General features: G+C 45.9%; 14 protein-coding genes. 3 read left to right on the forward strand and 11 right to left on the reverse strand.

The annotated features are described in order from the left end of the window. The first annotated feature begins 33 nt into the window (after positions 1-33). Entirely contained in the window at positions 34-3,576 is a 3,543-nt protein-coding gene (gene smc, locus BC343_RS12715; protein ID WP_078348172.1) for a chromosome segregation protein SMC, read from the forward strand. A gap of 73 nt (positions 3,577-3,649) precedes the next feature. Here the strand turns inward: smc and BC343_RS12720 are convergent, their stop codons facing one another. Further along, positions 3,650-4,234, reverse strand: coding sequence for an LOG family protein (locus BC343_RS12720; RefSeq protein ID WP_078348173.1), 585 nt, complete (start codon positions 4,232-4,234; stop codon positions 3,650-3,652). A 147-nt stretch (positions 4,235-4,381) separates the two neighbouring features. Between BC343_RS12720 and BC343_RS12725 the strand changes: the two genes are divergently transcribed. Next, a complete protein-coding gene (locus tag BC343_RS12725) occupies positions 4,382-5,155 on the forward strand; it encodes a hypothetical protein (RefSeq protein ID WP_078348174.1) in 774 nt (257 codons plus the stop codon). Positions 5,156-5,220: 65 nt separating this feature from the next. Here the strand turns inward: BC343_RS12725 and guaB are convergent, their stop codons facing one another. From guaB to BC343_RS12765, 8 genes are all read right to left on the reverse strand, one after another. Then, complete coding sequence (gene guaB, locus BC343_RS12730) at positions 5,221-6,696, reverse strand: IMP dehydrogenase (protein ID WP_078348175.1); 1,476 nt, start codon at positions 6,694-6,696, stop codon at positions 5,221-5,223. Positions 6,697-6,885: 189 nt separating this feature from the next. Continuing rightward, positions 6,886-7,707 (reverse strand): sulfotransferase, encoded by an 822-nt coding sequence (locus BC343_RS12735; RefSeq protein WP_078348176.1) that lies wholly within the window; start codon positions 7,705-7,707, stop codon positions 6,886-6,888. Further along, positions 7,697-8,236, reverse strand: a complete 540-nt coding sequence (gene cysC / locus BC343_RS12740) for an adenylyl-sulfate kinase (RefSeq protein WP_078348177.1) — start codon at positions 8,234-8,236, stop codon at positions 7,697-7,699. Before cysC ends, BC343_RS12735 begins: the two co-directional genes overlap by 11 nt. A 252-nt stretch (positions 8,237-8,488) precedes the next feature. Further along, complete coding sequence (locus tag BC343_RS12745) at positions 8,489-9,733, reverse strand: cation:proton antiporter (RefSeq protein WP_078348178.1); 1,245 nt, start codon at positions 9,731-9,733, stop codon at positions 8,489-8,491. Positions 9,734-9,764: 31 nt separating this feature from the next. Then, positions 9,765-11,063, reverse strand: a complete 1,299-nt coding sequence (locus tag BC343_RS12750) for an NAD(P)/FAD-dependent oxidoreductase (RefSeq protein WP_078348611.1) — start codon at positions 11,061-11,063, stop codon at positions 9,765-9,767. A gap of 264 nt (positions 11,064-11,327) precedes the next feature. After that, on the reverse strand, positions 11,328-13,580 hold the full coding sequence (locus BC343_RS12755) for a M56 family metallopeptidase (protein WP_078348179.1): 2,253 nt from the start codon (positions 13,578-13,580) through the stop codon (positions 11,328-11,330). After that, positions 13,577-13,945: a BlaI/MecI/CopY family transcriptional regulator gene (locus BC343_RS12760; RefSeq protein ID WP_078348180.1), complete on the reverse strand. Its 369-nt coding sequence runs from the start codon at positions 13,943-13,945 to the stop codon at positions 13,577-13,579. Before BC343_RS12760 ends, BC343_RS12755 begins: the two co-directional genes overlap by 4 nt. Before the next feature lie 385 nt (positions 13,946-14,330). Continuing rightward, positions 14,331-15,188, reverse strand: coding sequence for a sigma-70 family RNA polymerase sigma factor (locus BC343_RS12765; protein WP_078348181.1), 858 nt, complete (start codon positions 15,186-15,188; stop codon positions 14,331-14,333). Between the two features lie 336 nt (positions 15,189-15,524). On the opposite strand from BC343_RS12765, the gene BC343_RS12770 reads away from it, so the two are divergent. After that, positions 15,525-16,529 carry an LLM class flavin-dependent oxidoreductase gene (locus BC343_RS12770; RefSeq protein ID WP_078348182.1) on the forward strand — a complete coding sequence of 335 codons (1,005 nt, stop codon included), beginning with the start codon at positions 15,525-15,527 and terminating at the stop codon, positions 16,527-16,529. A gap of 189 nt (positions 16,530-16,718) precedes the next feature. Here BC343_RS12770 and BC343_RS12775 read toward each other — a convergent pair whose 3' ends face one another. Both BC343_RS12775 and BC343_RS12780 read right to left on the reverse strand, forming a co-directional pair. Further along, the gene (locus tag BC343_RS12775) at positions 16,719-17,621 is read right to left on the reverse strand and encodes a hypothetical protein (RefSeq protein WP_078348183.1); all 903 of its coding nucleotides are present in this window, start codon (positions 17,619-17,621) and stop codon (positions 16,719-16,721) included. Positions 17,622-17,675: 54 nt separating this feature from the next. Beyond that, the gene (locus BC343_RS12780; protein ID WP_078348184.1) at positions 17,676-18,194 is read right to left on the reverse strand and encodes a cupin domain-containing protein; all 519 of its coding nucleotides are present in this window, start codon (positions 18,192-18,194) and stop codon (positions 17,676-17,678) included. Between the last annotated feature and the right edge of the window lie 8 nt (positions 18,195-18,202).

Genomic DNA, 18,202 nt, shown 5'->3' on the forward strand with positions numbered 1-18,202 from the left:
GGTTCGGATTTTTAGGCACGGTACATCTATTTAATGCAGCTTACTCAGTTAGAAATCAAGGGTTTCAAAAGCTTTGGCGATAAAATAACCATCAACTTTAATGAGGGGGTTACCGCTATTGTGGGCCCAAATGGATGCGGTAAAAGTAACGTGGTAGATTCTATCCGCTGGGTTTTGGGCGAGCAGAGTACCCGTGCACTACGATCGGAGAAGATGGATAACATCATTTTCAACGGTACAAAAAGCCGCAAAGCCGCCAATTTGGCCGAGGTATCGCTTACATTCGATAATACCAAAAACATCCTCCCTACCGATTTTTCGCAGGTTACACTTACCCGCCGCCTCTACCGCAGCGGCGAAAGCGAGTACCGCCTAAACGATGTACAATGCCGCCTGAAAGACATTACCGATATGTTTTTGGATACGGGTGTGGGTTCAGATTCGTACGCCATCATCGAGTTGAAGATGATCGACGAGATCATCAACAACAAAGAGGGTTCGCGCCGTAATTTGTTCGAAGAAGCATCAGGTATCTCTAAATACAAACTCCGTAAAAAGCAGACATTCAATAAATTAAAAGATACTGAAGCCGATTTGGAGCGTGTAGAGGATCTGCTTTTCGAGATAGAAAAGAACCTGAAGACGCTGGAGAACCAGGCCAAGAAAACCGAGCGCTATTACCGCCTGCGCGATCAGTATAAGGCGCTTAGCATCACACTTGCATCGTTCCGCATTGCCGGCTTTACCAAAACATTAGCCGAGATAGAGGATAAAGAGCAAAAACAAAAAACCGAACGCTCGGGCATTGCTACCAAAATAGATACGCTGGAAGCCGCCCTGCAGCAACAAAAGTTGGATAGCATTACCCGCGAAAAGAACCTCGCGGCTCAGCAAAAAACCACTAACGAATTTGTCTCTAAAATACGCGCCTACGAAAGCGAGAAGCGTATAAAGAACGAACAGCTTAAACATCAGCAGGATAAAGAAGCGCGTTTGAAAGATGAGCTGGAACGCGACACCAATCAACATAAACACGTTCAGTATAATATTAAACGCCTCAACGAGGAAAAAATGCAGGAAGACGAAAACCTGCAAACCATTACCTCGCGCGTGGCCGACTTGAAGGCCGCCGTTGATGAACTACGTGCCGAACAAAACGAGGCGCGTGCCGAACTGAACGAACTGAACTCGGTGAGTAACCGCCTGCAAAACCAGGTGTACAAAACCGAAAAGGATATCGACATCCTGAACATACAGCAGCAAGCCCTGGAGCAGGAAAGCCTGCGCAATATGGAGGATGCCAGCAATAAAGAGGTGGAACTATCGCACTTTAATAGTGTGGTAGCAGAGCTGGACGCCCGTACCGAAACACTCAAAAACGAATACGAACTGGCGGTAGATGCTGAAAACAAGCTTCAGGAACAAATAGTATCTACCGAGGCGCAGCTAAAAACGGTTACCGAAAGTATTGCTGCCGATGGCCGTAAGCTGGATGCCAAACAAAACGAGTACAACCTTACCAAAAGTATGGTGGATAACCTCGAGGGCTTTCCCGAGTCGATCCGTTTCCTGAAGAAGAATACCAACTGGGCGAAGAATATTACGCTGTTCAGCGATATACTTTTTTGTAAAGAGGAGTTCCGCGTAGCGATAGAGAATTACCTGGAGCCGCTGATGAACCACTACGTAGTAAACAACTACGACGAGGCCATTGCAGCCATCAACCTGCTTAGCAATTCATCAAAGGGCCGGGCGCAGTTTTTTATTCTGGATAATTACAAAGCCGAAACACCCGCATCGGATGTGGACCTGAGTAATGTATCTATCCCCGCCCTATCGGTTGTGGAGGTAGAGCCACGCTACATGCCGCTTTGCACGCACCTGCTTAAAAATGTTTATTTGGTGAACGACCATACCGAGCAGGACATAAACAACCTGCCCTTGCCCGATGGCGTTGTGCTGATAGGCAAGAGCGGTAAGTTCAATAAATCGCGCCATACTATGGCGGGTGGTTCTGTAGGCTTATTTGAGGGTAAGCGTATCGGCCGCGCCAAAAATCTGGATAACCTACTGAAAGAAATAAAGCAAGCCGAGGGCCGCATTGCAGGCTTTAAAACCCAAAGCCAGGAGTTGCAAAGCACTTTAGCTGCGCTGAAAGCATCGGGCAAGGCCAACGAAATACGCCAAAAACAGCAGGACCTAAACAAGCTGAATACCGAACTGGTTACGGTTAAAACCAAGCAGGAACAATACCAGGCCTTTATTGAGAACAGCCTGAACCGCAAACAGGATATTGCCAATAAAATTGCCGGCATTAAAATAGAGATACAAACGCTGCAACCCGCTTTGTTAGATTACCGCGAACAAAAGCAGGCACAGGCTGAACTGATGTTGGAAAAGCAACAGGCCTTTAACGAGCTGAACGAGATGGTTTCGGTACAATCTAACGCCTATAATCAGGAGAATATCCGTTTCCACCAGCAGCAGAATAAGGTATCAGGCCTGATGAAGGATTTGGAGTACCGTGAATCGCAACTGGAGAACCTCGATGGCCGCCTGATGCACAACACCGCCGAAATGGAAAAGGTGAAGGCGCTGATAAAAGAGAACCTGCAGCAAACCGGCGAAAGTGACGACGACCTGTTGAGCATGTATGAGCAAAAGGAGAACCTGGAGAAAGCCACCCAGGAAGCCGAACGCGAATACTATGCATGGCGCAGCAATATTACCGAAAGCGAAAACGAGATAACCCAACTACGCCGTAATAAAGACCAGGCCGAGCTGATAGAGAATGAATTGAAGGATGCCCGCAATAATCTGAAGATAGAACTGAATGCGCTGAAAGAACGCCTGTCTGTTGAGTTCAATGTAGATATTGCGGACTTGCCCGAAACCGAGGAAAACTCCGACGAAAGCGAGCCGGAAATACGCGAACGTACCGAAAAGCTGAAAAGGCAAATGGACGATTTCGGTGCTATAAATCCGATGGCGGTTGAAGCCTTTAACGAGATGAGCGAGCGCCATGGCTTCATTCAGGCCCAAAAGAAAGACTTGGCCGAAGCTAAAGCATCGTTACTGGCCACCATACAGGAGATAGACGACACTGCCAAAGAGAAGTTTATGGCCGCCTTTACTATGGTGCGCGAAAACTTCATCAAGGTATTCCGTTCGCTATTTAACGAAGAGGATAGCTGCGACCTCACCCTCTCCGACCCTAACCACCCGTTGGAATCGGAGATAGATATCATCGCAAGGCCTAAAGGTAAACGCCCGCTATCCATCAACCAGCTTTCGGGTGGAGAAAAAACGCTGACGGCCACGGCCATCCTATTCTCGCTTTACCTGCTTAAGCCTGCCCCCTTCTGTATTTTTGATGAGGTAGATGCGCCGTTGGATGATACCAATATTGATAAGTTCAATAACATCATCCGTAAATTCTCTAAGGAATCACAATTCATCATCATATCGCATAACAAGCGCACCATTGCCTGTACAGATATTATTTACGGTGTAACCATGGTAGAGCAAGGCATCAGCCGCGTAGTACCGGTGGACTTACGCGAACTGGCAGACTAAGGCTTTTTATTCTCTGCGTCTTCCGCACTCTCTCAAGTTTCGTGAAATTAGATATAATTAGCGAAAATTAGTGTTATATCAGGTTTCTATCTTTAAACCAAACTTCATCCGGTTTAATTTCAACTTTATCCATTAAACTAATAAGCTCAATCGGGTCGGCAGAGGTGAGCACTAATGCGCGGTTAGCTGGCTTTAAATACCGTTGCTCAACCATTACATCCATTTGCTGGAGCAGCAGGTCATAAAACCCATTTACGTTCAGTATACCTACCGGGTGGCTATGCAAGCCTAATTGCAGCCAGGTAAGCACTTCAAAAAACTCTTCAAGCGTGCCGAAACCACCGGGCAACATAATGACGGCATCGCTCAGGTCGTTCATCATTTGCTTGCGCTGGTGCATATTCTCCACCACGTGTAGTTCGGTGAGGCCGGTGTGCCCTACTTCTTTATCCATTAAAAACTGCGGGATAATACCTATAGCTTTGCCTCCACGGCTCAGCACGGCATCGGCCAGTATGCCCATCACTCCTACTTTGCCGCCACCATAAACAAGAGTAATATTGCGTCCTACCATAATTTCGGCTAATTGTTCAACGGCTTGCTTCAATACAGGGTCGCCGTTAAAGTTGGCACCGCAGAATATGCAGATAGATTTCATGGCGGCAAATATAGAAAGTTAGCATATCCTTTTCTTGCCTTAAGCAGCTCATGCAAAAGATTATAGTCCATTACATTTAGGCTTTTGTCCATTTAAAGCAAATTCGGGCTACGCTACATTTACTTCAAATGATAACCATAAACCTTTATGAAAAAGCTACTATTCCTCTCTTTCGCTTTAACTATTATTTCTCTTGGTGCTCTTGCACAAATTGTCAATTTCCCGAGTGTTAATACCGCAGACAGCCACGTTACTGTTATAAAAAAAGTGGAAACCGGTAAACAGTATACCGTTGTAACATTTGACCATTACGCTACGCACGATAGCTCGTGGGTGGTGCTTAATAAGGAGATTTACCTGCAAACAGATGCCGGCAACAAGCATTACAATTTTATAAAAGCCGAAGGTGTTGCTGTTGCGCCGGAAACAAGGCATACCCTTACAAAAGCCGGCGACAAAGTTTCGTTTAAAGTATATTTTGAAAAGATTCCGGCGGGCACAAAATCTATTGATATTATCGAACATGCCGGCAAACGCGACGATGGCATCTCATTCTTCAATTTTTACGGTGTAGACCTTACGCATTCAAACGCAAGTGCGCAAGAAGTAAAAATAACCGAAGTGGTATTGGCGCCGCCGCCTGCAACAATACAAATCGATGGAGATTCGGTGCCGGTAGATACAAGCGGGCTAAGCGGACTTATGAGCTCTTTCGGCCCTATGTACGCCAGCATGGTAAAATCGATGATGGATGCGCAACTGAGTTTTTATAAACAACCCGGAAAAATAACGGAGTTAGCAAAACTTAATAAACAGTATTATGATGCGCTGGTTAAAGAGGGGTTTACTAAAGAAGAAGCTTTAAAAATTATAACCACCGAAAGCTTGCTACCCAAAGCCGCCGCCACATCGGGGAAATGATATAACAAAAAAGGGGATGCATTTTGCATCCCCTTTTTTGTTATTAGAAATAGAGCACCCTTAAATTACCCCCTGCTGGTGTAGTTTGGTGCTTCTTTAGTAATGGTAATATCGTGCGGGTGGCTCTCGCGCATACCTGCAGCGGTTATGCGTACAAATTTGGCTTTCTGCAAATCTTCAATATTAGCGGCGCCGCAGTAGTGCATACCGGCGCGTAAACCGCCTATGTATTGGAATATCACTTCGCTCATGCTGCCTTTAAATGGTACGCGGCCTACTATACCTTCAGGTACAAGCTTTGTTACCACATCGGTTTCATCTTGAAAGTAACGGTCTTTAGAGCCCTTAGCCATAGCCTCTACCGAACCCATACCGCGGTACGATTTAAACTTACGGCCTTCGTAAATAATGGTTTCGCCCGGTGATTCTTCCACACCCGCAAACAGCGAACCCGCCATAATAGAGCTTGCGCCTGCTGCAATAGCTTTAACAATATCGCCGGTTTGTTTTATACCACCATCGGCAATAACCGGTATACCGCGGCCTTCCAGGGCTTTGGCGCATTCGTAAACAGCATACAATTGCGGTACGCCTACACCGGCAATAATACGGGTAGTACAAATAGAACCCGGGCCAATACCTACTTTAACAGCGTCGGCACCTGCATCGGCAAGGGCAATGGCGGCATCGCCGGTGGCAATGTTACCTGCAATAACCTGTAGCGTTGGGTAAAGTGCCTTAACGGCCTTCACCATATCAATTACACCTTTAGAGTGGCCATGGGCGGTATCAACCGTTACTACGTCAACACCTGCATTGTACAGGGCGGTAACACGGTCAATATTATCGGCAGCAACACCAACGGCAGCACCTACGCGTAAACGGCCATATTGATCTTTACAAGCGTTGGGGAAGTTTTTTACTTTCTGAATGTCTTTATAAGTAATAAGGCCAACCAGTATTCCATCAGCATTTACTACCGGTAATTTCTCAATCTTGTTGGCTTGCAGTATGTTGGCGGCTTCTAATAAGTCGGTACCTTCCGGGGCGGTAATGAGGTTGGTTTTAGTCATCACCTCGCTTACTTTTACCGATAAGTCTTTTTGAAAACGCAGGTCGCGGTTGGTAATGATGCCTTTCAGTTTATGCTCAGCATCAATAACTGGTATACCACCAATTTTGTATTCGCGCATGATATTGAAAGCATCAGAAAGTACAGCGTCCTCCAATAGCGTAACAGGATCCTGTATCATCCCGCTTTCCGACCTTTTTACCTTGCGTACCTCTTCGGCTTGCTGTTGTATGGTCATGTTTTTGTGCAGTATACCAATACCACCGGCCTGTGCAATGGCAATGGCCAGTTCGGCTTCGGTAACGGTATCCATCGCGGCCGATAAAATTGGAATGTTTAGCCTGATGCTTTTTGTTAAAAAAGTACTGGTGTTAACTTCGCGCGGTAATACTTCGGAATAAGCGGGGAGTAGTAAAACGTCGTCGTAAGTTAATCCTTCGGCAACAAATTTAGATGGGTCTAACTGCATAGCAAATAATTATTTTGGAGTTATTATTTGCCGGGCAAAGATACAGTTAGATATGCAGATATGCAAACGGATTTAATGTGCAAATATGCAGATGTGTAAATAAGCAGATGGAAATTACATTGGTTTGATAAACACCATGGATAATTATGGGGGCCGGAAATCCAATGGACTCCCGGTCCCCTATAGCCATTATATATAATTCCTCAGCATCACCTCTAACCTTTTGGCTTTTTTTATAAGGTTTTTATCTTCAATATAGGCATCAACATCGGCAACGCGGCTTAACAAATCCCCTTTAAACACTTCGTTAAAATCATGATAAGTTAAGTCGAAGTTCCAGTGGTGCCTTAGTTTTTCAAAAACTTCCTTATCTGTGCTGAAAAGACTTTGATAATCAACTACCATAAAACTGCCTTCGGGTAGGGTTTGAATGTTTTTCAGGATCTCCTCGTTGTAGCGCATCCAAACCTGCAGGTAAAAGCCCGCATGCTCGCGATGGAACCTTTTCCATTGGCGGGGCCTGCGTATTTTAAGCCAAACCTGTTTAGATAGCCACGGCCGTTTCATATATTTCTCCTCATAGTCTTTAAAATCGCGGTGCAGCATTGAGCTTACGGTCGACTTATAATCGCGCACAATATTGAGGTAATAGGCATTGGGCAGCAACTCGCGATAGTGCGACAGAAAAAGGCAGGTACGCGGGTCTTTCCAGCCCCATTGTTCATTAATGTGGTTCTTAAAATCAATAATGCGCTTCAACTTCTCCTTCTGATAAACCGACAACGATTTTACAGGTTTGGTAATAAAGCCCACCTGCGAGAGGTTGTTAGAAGCCAAAACATCCATATGGAAGCGGTAAAAATCCACATCCTCAAAATGCCCGTCGCGGTTGCTTGGGGTGGCGCCAAGCAGCATATTACCCAAATTTAATCCGCATTTATTGAGCCACTGGCTTATTAAGGATGTGCCCGAGCGGTGCATGCCCGCAATAATTAAGGTATTAGAATTCATAAACCGGCTTTTTTGCGTTGATAATGAAATTGTAAAGCATATTGCTGCAATCGTCTATACTGTTTACGTGGGTGTTGATGTATACATCGGGCGTTGCGGGTATATCAAACTGGTCGTTTATCCCCGTTAGGTTCTTTATTTTATCGGGGTGTTCATCGGGCAGCAGGGCTTTCGCATAAAAGCCTTTGGTATCGCGGCCAATCAATACATCTACCGGGCAGTCTACATGCACAGTAAACACATCGGGATAGCGCGATAAAAGTTCGGCGCGAGCCTGCGCGTAAGGATTTATGGCGCTAACAATAGTTACGATGCCCTGCCTGCTGAATTTTCTTGCAATGAAACCCATGCGACGGATGTTCTCCATCCTGTCCTCGCGCGAGTAGCCAAGCTCTTTAAACAAATTGCCGCGGTATTCGTCGCCATCAATTATTTCGGCGGATGTGCCGTCGGCATCTAACTTGTTTTTGATAGTGCGGGCTAAAGTAGTTTTACCGGCCCCGGATAGGCCACAAAGTAGTACGATCATGTAAGTGAAGGTTGATGTTAATTAAAATGCAACATCGTTTGGCAGGTGCAGGGGTGGCGTTGCCTTAAACGAAATACCTGCGGCTAAAATCAGCTAAAACGGAACCGTTTGGGGCAAAGACTCGGTTAACAAGCAAATTGTCCCGATAAAGGCGGATAAAGCGGTTTTAAGCGTGTTTTAATGCTATATGTTTGTTACAAAGGGCCCGGGATTGGGCACACTATTTTCGCGAAAAAGAGGAACTGCATCGCCCTACGCCTTCTCGCGGTAAGCTGCATTGATAACCCTATTGAGCGTTAACCCCTGCACTATAATGGAGAATATCACAATAAAATAACTTCCCGAAAGAATGAAGTGCCGATATGGAGAAGCTGGTAAGGCCAGTGCTAGGGCAATAGTAATGCCGCCCCTTACCCCTGCCCAGGTTAGGATACTTACGTTACTATAACTCATATTGAGCGAACGCCGCAAAAACGTCATCGGCAGCGCAATACTCACCCAGCGCGCTATAATAATAACAGCTATACCTATAGCACCGGTTATCCAATAGTTTTTGATGTACGGTAGGTTTATCATTTGCAAGCCTATCATTACTATAAGCATGGTGTTCAGCATCTCATCTATCAGTTCCCAAAATTTCTCCAACGCTTCATGCGAATGCTCTTTATTATCGGCATTGATGCTTCGCCCGCCCGCAAGCAAACCCGCCGTAACTACTGATAGAGGAATAGAAAAATCGAGCATTTCGGCTATTAGCGAATTGGCCATTACCAAAGCCAGCGAAACCATTACTATGGTTTGAAAATCTTTTATCGAGAACATCAACCTGTAGGCCAACAAGCCCGTTGCTGCACCCAAAGCCACACCACCAAATACTTCCCTTACAAAAAGCAGCACCGCGTGGCCAAAATCGATATTCTCGTAACCGGTACGCGTAACTTCCAATAGGGTGATGAATAGTACAAGCCCTATCCCATCGTTAAAAAGCGATTCGCCGGAAATGATGGTAGACAGATTGGATGGCAATTTAGAACTTCGGATGATAGCGCCCACGGCCACAGGATCGGTGGGCGAAACCAGCGCGCCGAACAGCAGGCAATAAACATAAGGTATCTTTACATCAACCAACCTCACCACATAATACAGCAGGATACCGAAAATGGCGGTTGAGATAATAACCCCTAAAGTACTGAGCAACAGCACCGGACGAACCTCGCGCTTAAGTTTACGTACATTCACATTAAAAGCACTGGCAAACAGCAGGAAGCCCAGCATAATGTTTAGTACGGTCGACGAAAAATTGATGTTTTTGGCCAGCATAGTTAGGTACTTGGCCGCATTGGGGTCGAGGTTATCTACCACAATGGTAAGCACCGAACCGCAAATGGCCAATGCCATAATACCTATAGTACCCGGCAGTTTTAAAAAGCGGGCGTTGAGGTACGAGTACAGGGCGCTTACGATTACCAGCAGCGCAATAACCAAAAACAGGTGCATGGCAGTAAAACCCCGTGTGCGCCAAATAGTTTTATTTGGCCTGCGGGTCGGTCATCATCGTATTGCTGTCAAAAGCATGTATAACCAGGCGGTTATCGCTGTTGCGGGTAATGTAATTAATGGCCCAGTTTAAAAATACAATGGCCTTATTGGTGAAGCCAGCTAACGATAGCAGGTGGACAAACAGCCACAGCAACCAGGCAAAATAACCCTGGAAACGCAGCTTACCCAGATCGGCAACCGCCATGTGGCGGCCTATGGTGGCCATGGTGCCCAAATCGTTATATTGAAAAGGTTTGGTGGGTTGGTTATTGATAATGGCTACCAGGTTTTTGGCCAGCTGTTTCCCCTGCTGCAAAGCCACCTGCGCAACGCCCGGGAAACCGTTAGGGTTGGCCTCGCTGGATACGGCCGACACATCGCCAATGGCAAATACATTTTGGTAACCTTTAACGCGGTTAATATCATCGGTTTGCAGTCGGTTGCCTTTAGCAATGGTTTCGGCCGGCATACCTTCGGGCATTTCGCCGCGCACGCCGGCCGCCCAAAATACGTTGCGGGTTTTTACATCCACGCCGTTATCTATCTTCAGGATGTCGCCGTTATAACTTGATACGTGTACGCCGTTATAAACCTGTATCCCCATTTCGGTCAGAAACTTCCCGGCCTTAGCCGATGCCTGTTCAGACATGGCGCCCAGCACACGGTCCTTTCCTTCTACCAGGTACACGTGCATATCTTTATCGCACAGGCCGGGGTAATCTTTACAAAGGATGAATTTGCGCAACTCGGCAATAGCGCCTGATAGCTCTACCCCTGTTGGCCCGCCGCCTACCACCACAAAGGTTAACAGCGCCTCGCGTTCGGCTTCGTCAACCGTAACCAGCGCCTTCTCCAGGTTTTGCAGTATCAGGCTGCGCACATTCAGGGCTTCGGCAATGTTTTTCATGGGCAGCGTATAATGCTCCAGCTCTTTATTACCGAAATAATTGGTATTGGCACCGGTAGCCATAACCAGGTAGTCGTAATGAATATCGCCTATATTGGCGGTAACTACACGGGCTTCGGTATCTACCTTTTGCACCTCAGCCAAATGGAAGGTAAAATTCTTTTGCCTGCCAAAAATGCGGCGGATGGGGAAGCCTATGGAGTCGCCCTCAATGGCACCGGTGGCCACCTGGTATAGCAAGGGCTGAAAGGTGTGGTAGTTATGCTTATCCAACAGCATTACCTCTACAGGGGCATGCTTTAAGCTTTTGGCGAGTTGTATACCGGCAAAACCACCACCAATAATTAAAACGCGGGGCTTTGCTTTTGAGTTGTTATCCATAGCTGCGTATAATGGCGGCAAAATAAACATTCTGCCGCCGGTTATCAGCCTTGTTAACAGGGTAAAAGAGATTATGTGTTTTTGTAGACAATAAAAGGTGGTTATTTAACCTCCATTTTTAACCACAGAGTTCACAGAGAGAAAAACACAGAGTCACACAGAGCTTTGCAAACTGACCAAAGAGCTTTTATTTGAAGCATCTTTCAATTAGCCTACTAAACAAGCCTCCGCGTAACCTCTGCGAACTCCGTGGTTAATTCACCATTATACCTTCTCGTAAAACTTATAAAAGTACTCCGGATTTATAGTACCATAGCCCATATAGCCTTTGGTTAACGATACCCAATCATTCACCACATAATCGTTACCGGTTTTTACTTCGTGCACAAAACGGAAGCGCACCTCCTCGCCTATCGCAATATTTTCGAAAGCTGGGGCCGATGGTTTGATGTTCACTTTAATTTTTGAGCCGTTGGGCGCCAATATAACGGCGCTCTTCCACTTGCCGTTGGCGTATTTTTCTACGCTGCTAAGCTTACCGTCGGCAAAGCGCACTTTATTGGCTTCGTAAAGGAAGGCGTAATTAGGGGCTGGCTCGGCCGGGGCACGGAATAATTCTACGCCCCCTTTACTTACAGTTTCGGGCTGAATGATCAGCGGGCCGCCCCTAAAAAATAGTATGGTTTTTACTTTTATTTCTATCTCGTCGCCGGGCTGCAACTTGCTGTTCAGTATATCATCGTTCAACAACTTGCTGCCTACCAGGTATTGGTAGTTGCCATGCTGAACCCTTACTGCTGTAAATTTACCGCTGAAGACAGCGTTAGTATCAACTATGCCCAATACTTTAAATGCGGATACTTTGCCTTTTACAGCAGCTATTGCTTCCTGCTTTTGCTTATACTCGTCCGACTTTAAAAACTCCGCAAATTTTTGCCGGCCTTTTTCTCTGTCTTTCTTTTGCTCTTTAGTTTCTTTTAATTTTTGGCGGTATTTAAGGGTATCAGCACCGTCGCTATTTATGGCACCGCTGATATTTCCTTTGCCCGTCGAGTTGTCATCGGCCAATAGGATATTAAAGTAAACATTATAGCTACTGATATCCTCGGTTCCCCAATGCTGATTAGCATTAACGCTACCTACCGACCACGACGATGCCTTTTTGCTTTTCAATATCTCTTCCACTTTATTTACATCGGCTTCCGGGTAAGCTTTTCCCTCTACTATAAAAACCGCTTTATCTGTAGGTTTTATCTCCGACGAGCTCATGGCACCTCCTTTGGGGATATTGATGATAATCTTATCCAAAAGTTTCCCGTCGGCAGTTTTCTGTTTGATGCGGGCGTAAAATTGCGACTTAGGTACGGCGGCTTCCAAAACCAAATTCTCGTGTTCCAGCGGCGTCATATAGGTTATTTTACCGAGCACCCTTATCTCCACTACCCCATCTTTTACTTTATTGCCATACTTTTGGTATTGCTTGCTGGTAACCGTTGGCCTGTAAATGCCCGTTCCGTTTACGCACTTGTTACTGATCTTGTATAAGATATCATCATTATACTGTTTCCCGTTGATCAACACTAAGGGATGTGGGCCAAGCTGTTCCAGCCCGGTTATAGCACTCACTTTTTTGTCTTGTCCGTCTTTCAGGTTGGCAAAAGCCAGGCAGCTAAGCACCACCATGGGCAGCGCCAGCAAGTAAATAATTCTTTTCATATTTGATGTAGGTTTGTTAAACAACATGGCAAGCCGTTTTTTTAGTGGCACTTTACTAAAACTGTGGAACAGGTAGCCCCTGCCCGATACCGCAAGCTTAAACAGCAATTGCGCATACATGCCTTTCTCATCATCCTTTGCGGCAAGGCGGTCCACCTCAAACTCGTGGTTCTCTTCTATCGAACGCATGTATAAATACACAAAAGGGTTAAACCACAATGCTACCTGCGCCAACCGTGCCAGCAGCCTGTCGGCGCTATGCAGTAGCTTGATGTGCAATAATTCGTGGGCGATGATCTGCTGCACTTCTGCAGGCTCCAACTCATCATCATTCACAAATATCACGTTCAGGAAGGAGCTGTTGCCCTGCTTTTTATCTGCCTTAAGTACCCTCACCTGCCCTATTTGCATCAGGTTTTGCCCATGCAAACGGCGGTAAAAGTTAAATAGCGCTAAGGCAAAATGTATTACCGAAACCACGGCAATGGCTACGTAGGCCCAATACAGCGCGCCTATCCAGTTAAATGGGCTTTCTACTGCATTAGTTTCGGTTGCTACCGGTGCCTCAACAGGCAAGGCCTGCATTTGCTGTACATACATTACAGGCTGCATTATAGGTGATGGCTGCACGGTATCAACCTCGAAGCTTAGCGTGGGTATCACAAAGCTCAGTATTAAAGTCCCCAGTAAATACCAGCGGTTAAGCGTAAAGAAGGTTAGCCTGCGTAAAAACAGGAAATAAAATGAATAGAAGATGCCGGAACAGGCCGACACTTGCAGCAGGTAGATGAATGCTTTCATTTCTTGGTATTTTTATCGATGAGTTCCTGGATCTTTTTAATGTCGTCTTCGCTCAGTTTTTCTTCCTTCACCATAAATGATAAAAGGCTCTCCACCGAGTTATCAAAATACCCTGTAAACATTTTTTTGAATGATGCTTTACGGTATTCTGCTTTGCTAATGGCCGGAAAGTATTCATAAGTTTTGCCGTAGGCCTTGTAATCCACGTAGCCCTTCTTCTCCAGCAGCCGCACTACCGACGATATGGTATTGTAAGGCGGCTTGGGCTCATCGGGCAGGGCATCAATAATATCCTTTACAAAAGCCTTCTTCAGCTTCCATAATATCTGCATTACGCGTTCTTCGGTACGGGTTAGCTCTTCCATAAACCAAATCTATAACTTAGCTTTCAGTTTTACAACTAATTTTTACGTTATATAATTAAAAAATCAGTTCATAAAAATAAGTAATTGATTTATAGATTATTATTTTTAACCACAGAGTGCGCAGAGGATACGCGGAGGTTCGCAGAGGCCTATATTGTGTTAATGTAGATGAGAGTTGATAGCTCGCAGAGGGCGATTTTTGCGAATTTAAAACAAGAGCGTTTTCTGCTTATTTTTTTGGCTCGGCGTCATTACTCGAAGTAATTCTTTCTCTCCGTGAACCTCCGCGTAACCTCTAATAACTCCGTGGTTAAATCGCTAACCACAAAAAAAAAGCCGCAATTCGTTAAAACTGCGGCTCTCGATATTTATTTAAAAGCGATGCTTACAAGTACGATTGTAACAGGCTTGCTTTTGAGTTTTGCCTTAAACGCATCAGCGCTTTGTCTTTTATCTGGCGTACACGTTCGCGGGTAAGGTCGTATTTTTCTCCTATTTCTTCCAGCGAGTGTGGTGCATTATTGTTCAAACCGAAGAACAATACCAATACTTCGCGGTCGCGCTCGGCCAGGATGTTCAGCGAACGTTTGATCTCTTGTGTCAACGAGTCCACCATCAGGTCGGCATCCGTAGTAGCATCAGGGTTTTGCAATACGTCCAGCAGGGTATTTTCTTCGCCATCAACAAAAGGCGCATCCATTGATATCTGGCGGCCCGAGTTTGATAACGATTCGGCTATACGCTCAGAAGTGGTTTCCAGTTCGTCGGCCAATTCTTCCGGCGTAGGCTGGCGCTCTAATTCCTGCTCCAGTTTAGAGGCAGAACGGTGTATTTTGCTCAGCGAGCCAATTTGGTTAAGCGGAAGCCTTACAATACGGCTTTGCTCGGCAATGGCCGACAAGATAGACTGGCGGATCCACCAAACGGCGTATGAAATAAATTTAAAACCTTTAGTTTCGTCGAAACGGCGGGCGGCTTTTATCAGGCCCAGGTTACCTTCGTTTATAAGGTCGCCCAGGGTAAGGCCCTGGTTTTGGTATTGTTTTGCAACCGATACCACAAAGCGCAGGTTAGTTTTGGTTAAACGTTCCAAAGCTGCCTGGTCTCCCTCGCGGATCTTTTGTGCCAATACAACCTCCTCCTGAGCCGTTATCAAGTCAACTTTACCTATCTCGGTTAGGTACTTGTCGAGCGATTGCGATTCGCGGTTGGTGATCGATTGTGATATTTTTAGCTGTCTCATATAAAAATGTTCAACTGTTAGGCCCGTGCAAAATTGCACCGGCGGGGGTTAATGGAATAAAACACTGGTACGGTTCGGAGATAAGGGTTGCTTAACGGCGAAAAGAGCAATTTTATAATGGTACATCTATGTGTAAACCTAACTTCAGAAGTGTTTGTATTTCGCTGCTCCAAATCAGGCTGCAAAGATACATAAACATTTGTAGTTAAAGTGTCAAACAAACACAATTTAACAGTGGTTATTTTTTATGGAATGTGGATAAAAAGTCATTTATACTTTCCTGACAATTTATAAAGGCGTTATCCCCTACTTTTGGGCACACTTACATCTAAAATAATGGCATCTACATTATCTAACATACCCTATTCTGTACTCGATCTGGCTACCGTTGTGCAAGGCCAAACACCTGCCGATACCTTTCCTAAAAGTTTAGAACTGGCTCAATTAGCAGAAAAACTGGGCTACAACCGCTACTGGTTTGCCGAACACCATAACATGATGAACGTTGGCAGCAGTGCCCCTACTATATTAATTGGCTACGTTGCCGGCGGTACTAAAACCATCCGCGTAGGCTCGGGTGGCGTAATGCTGCCTAACCATGCCCCACTGGTAGTTGCCGAGCAATTTGGCACACTGGCATCGCTTTACCCTGGTCGTATAGACCTTGGGCTTGGCCGCGCACCCGGCACCGACCAGGTAACCGCCTTAGCCATTCGCGGCGAAAACATGAATGCGGCGTTCAATTTCCCACGGGACGTAGAAAAACTGCAAAAGTATTTTTCGGAGGATAACTTCGATAGCAAGGTACGCGCCATACCGGGCGAAGGGCTGGATATCCCTATTTGGATATTAGGCTCGAGTACAGATAGCGCGCGTTTGGCCGCTGCTAAAGGCCTGCCTTACGCCTTTGCCAGCCACTTTGCCCCTACCCATTTTATGGAGGCATTGGAGATATACCGCCGCGACTTTAAACCCTCGGAGTTTTTAGATAAACCTTATGTACTCAGCTGCATCAACGTGGTAGCAGCAGACACCGATAAGGAAGCAACACGTTTGGCCACATCGGTACAGTTGTTTATAAAAGGCGTGGTAACCGGCAAACGTGAACTGCTACCGCCACCAATAGATAGTATGGATGGTGCCTGGAATTATTTTGAACAGGAAGCCGTAGAGCAAATGCTGCACTACGCCATCTTTGGCGGGCCGGAAACGGTGAAGCAAAAAATGGAAGCATTTATTAATTACACCGGTGTTGATGAGGTAATGGCTACCTCGCATATCTTCGATCACCAGGCAAGGTTGAGGTCGTATAAGATATTTGCGGAGGTGATGAAGGGGTAGCATATTATTGAAGTCGCTATTTAACCACAGAGAACACAGAGAGAAAACCGCAGAGGTACACAGAGCCTTGCAAACTATTAAATTGAGGCAATTGGGGTATCTTCTGTATTAAGGCATCCATAAAATAACCATAACACAAGCCCTGTGCTTCTCTGTGTAAATCTCTGTGCCCTTTGTGGTTAAATAAAGCTAACGAACCTTCATCAATTTACTCACCGGCACTTCGTAAAGCACTGCCGCTTCTTCATCCAGTAGCCAAAGGGTTCTATCATCTTTAAAGCAAACCGATTCTATTTGCGGGGCTTTAACGGGTAACCACCATACATCGCCTGTAAGCCAGCTTGAACCGGGGCCTTTGCGCTCGAACATCCAAATGGCTTTGTAGGTTATTACTACCAGCCTGTTGCCATCTTCGGTAGCATCAGCAGCGGTTACTTTGCCGCCAATATTGAATTTATCCAGCAGCGTTAGCGTGTTCACTTCGTCGGTTTTCTCAGCGTCCATGCGGTAAAGGCGGGTGAAGGTATCGGCGCGGTCTTTTGATAGCATGTGGAATTTGCCATCTGCAAAAAACACCGCCTCGCAATCGAAATTAAAGTTGGTTTTAGCGTTGTATACTTTCTGATCAGGGTATTTAAAGAATAGTTTCTTCAGGAAGGTAGTGTTACTGGCAATGGGCGATGGCTCGGGCACCACATACAGTACCAGGTCGCGGCGGTCGTTATAGTTATTGCCCACATCGGCAATTACCAGGTTGCCCTTATCGTCCATGGTAATATCTTCCCAATCAACATCGGTAGCGCCGGCAATTGTAATACCCTCGTAATTACGGTACCGGGCCGATTGGTAAAATTTACCTAAGCTATCAATGGCAAACACGCGTGGCTGGTCGCCCGAATCGTTGTGTATCCAAAATACATTCTTGTCCGACCTGCTTCTCACGATACCCGATAGCTCGAGCTTACCCCAATAATCAAAACTGAATTTTGCTTTCAGTACCTCCGGCTCGCGTGCCGGCAATTTAACGTCCTGCGCAATGGCAACGCCCGCGCCTAACATTGCGAATAACAATGCAACTGTAAAAACTTTCATGTAATTTTTACAGGCAAAATACCAAAGCGGTGTTAGCGCAATGTTGGGGTAATATTAGCTTTGTGTTGGCTTATCCAAATAGTCGGGCGGGTATACTTTTTGGCCGTACTTTTCTATAGTAGCCACCATTCTTTTTAGCGTCTCGGGGTCGCCCATAGGTGGTGGCGGCAAAAACTCGCCGATGGCAACGGGTTTTCCCAATTCTAAAAACATCTCCTCTAAACCTGCGGGGACTACCTGGCACAATAGCTTAGCCACCTTATCGCTTTTGTTTTTAAAGCAGTGTACTATGCCACCCATCGGGATATTAATAAAAGCACCCTTTGTAGCGATGTAAGTGCCCGCCTCCGACTTTACTTCCACCTCGCCCTCTATCACATAAAACGATTCCTGAAAATCGGCATGAGCATGCGGGCCGGGTCCGCCACCCGGACGAACAGTCATCTCAATAGTGGCAAAAGCACCGCCGGTTTCTTTACCCGATGCGAGTATACGATAGTTTCCGCCCATTACCGAAAGGTTTGGCCCATCGGTAGCGCCCAGCGTTATTGGTGCTTGTTTTTGGTTCTCCATGATGTTCT

This window comes from Mucilaginibacter pedocola (assembly GCF_002013915.1).
GTDB lineage: Bacteria > Bacteroidota > Bacteroidia > Sphingobacteriales > Sphingobacteriaceae > Mucilaginibacter > Mucilaginibacter pedocola.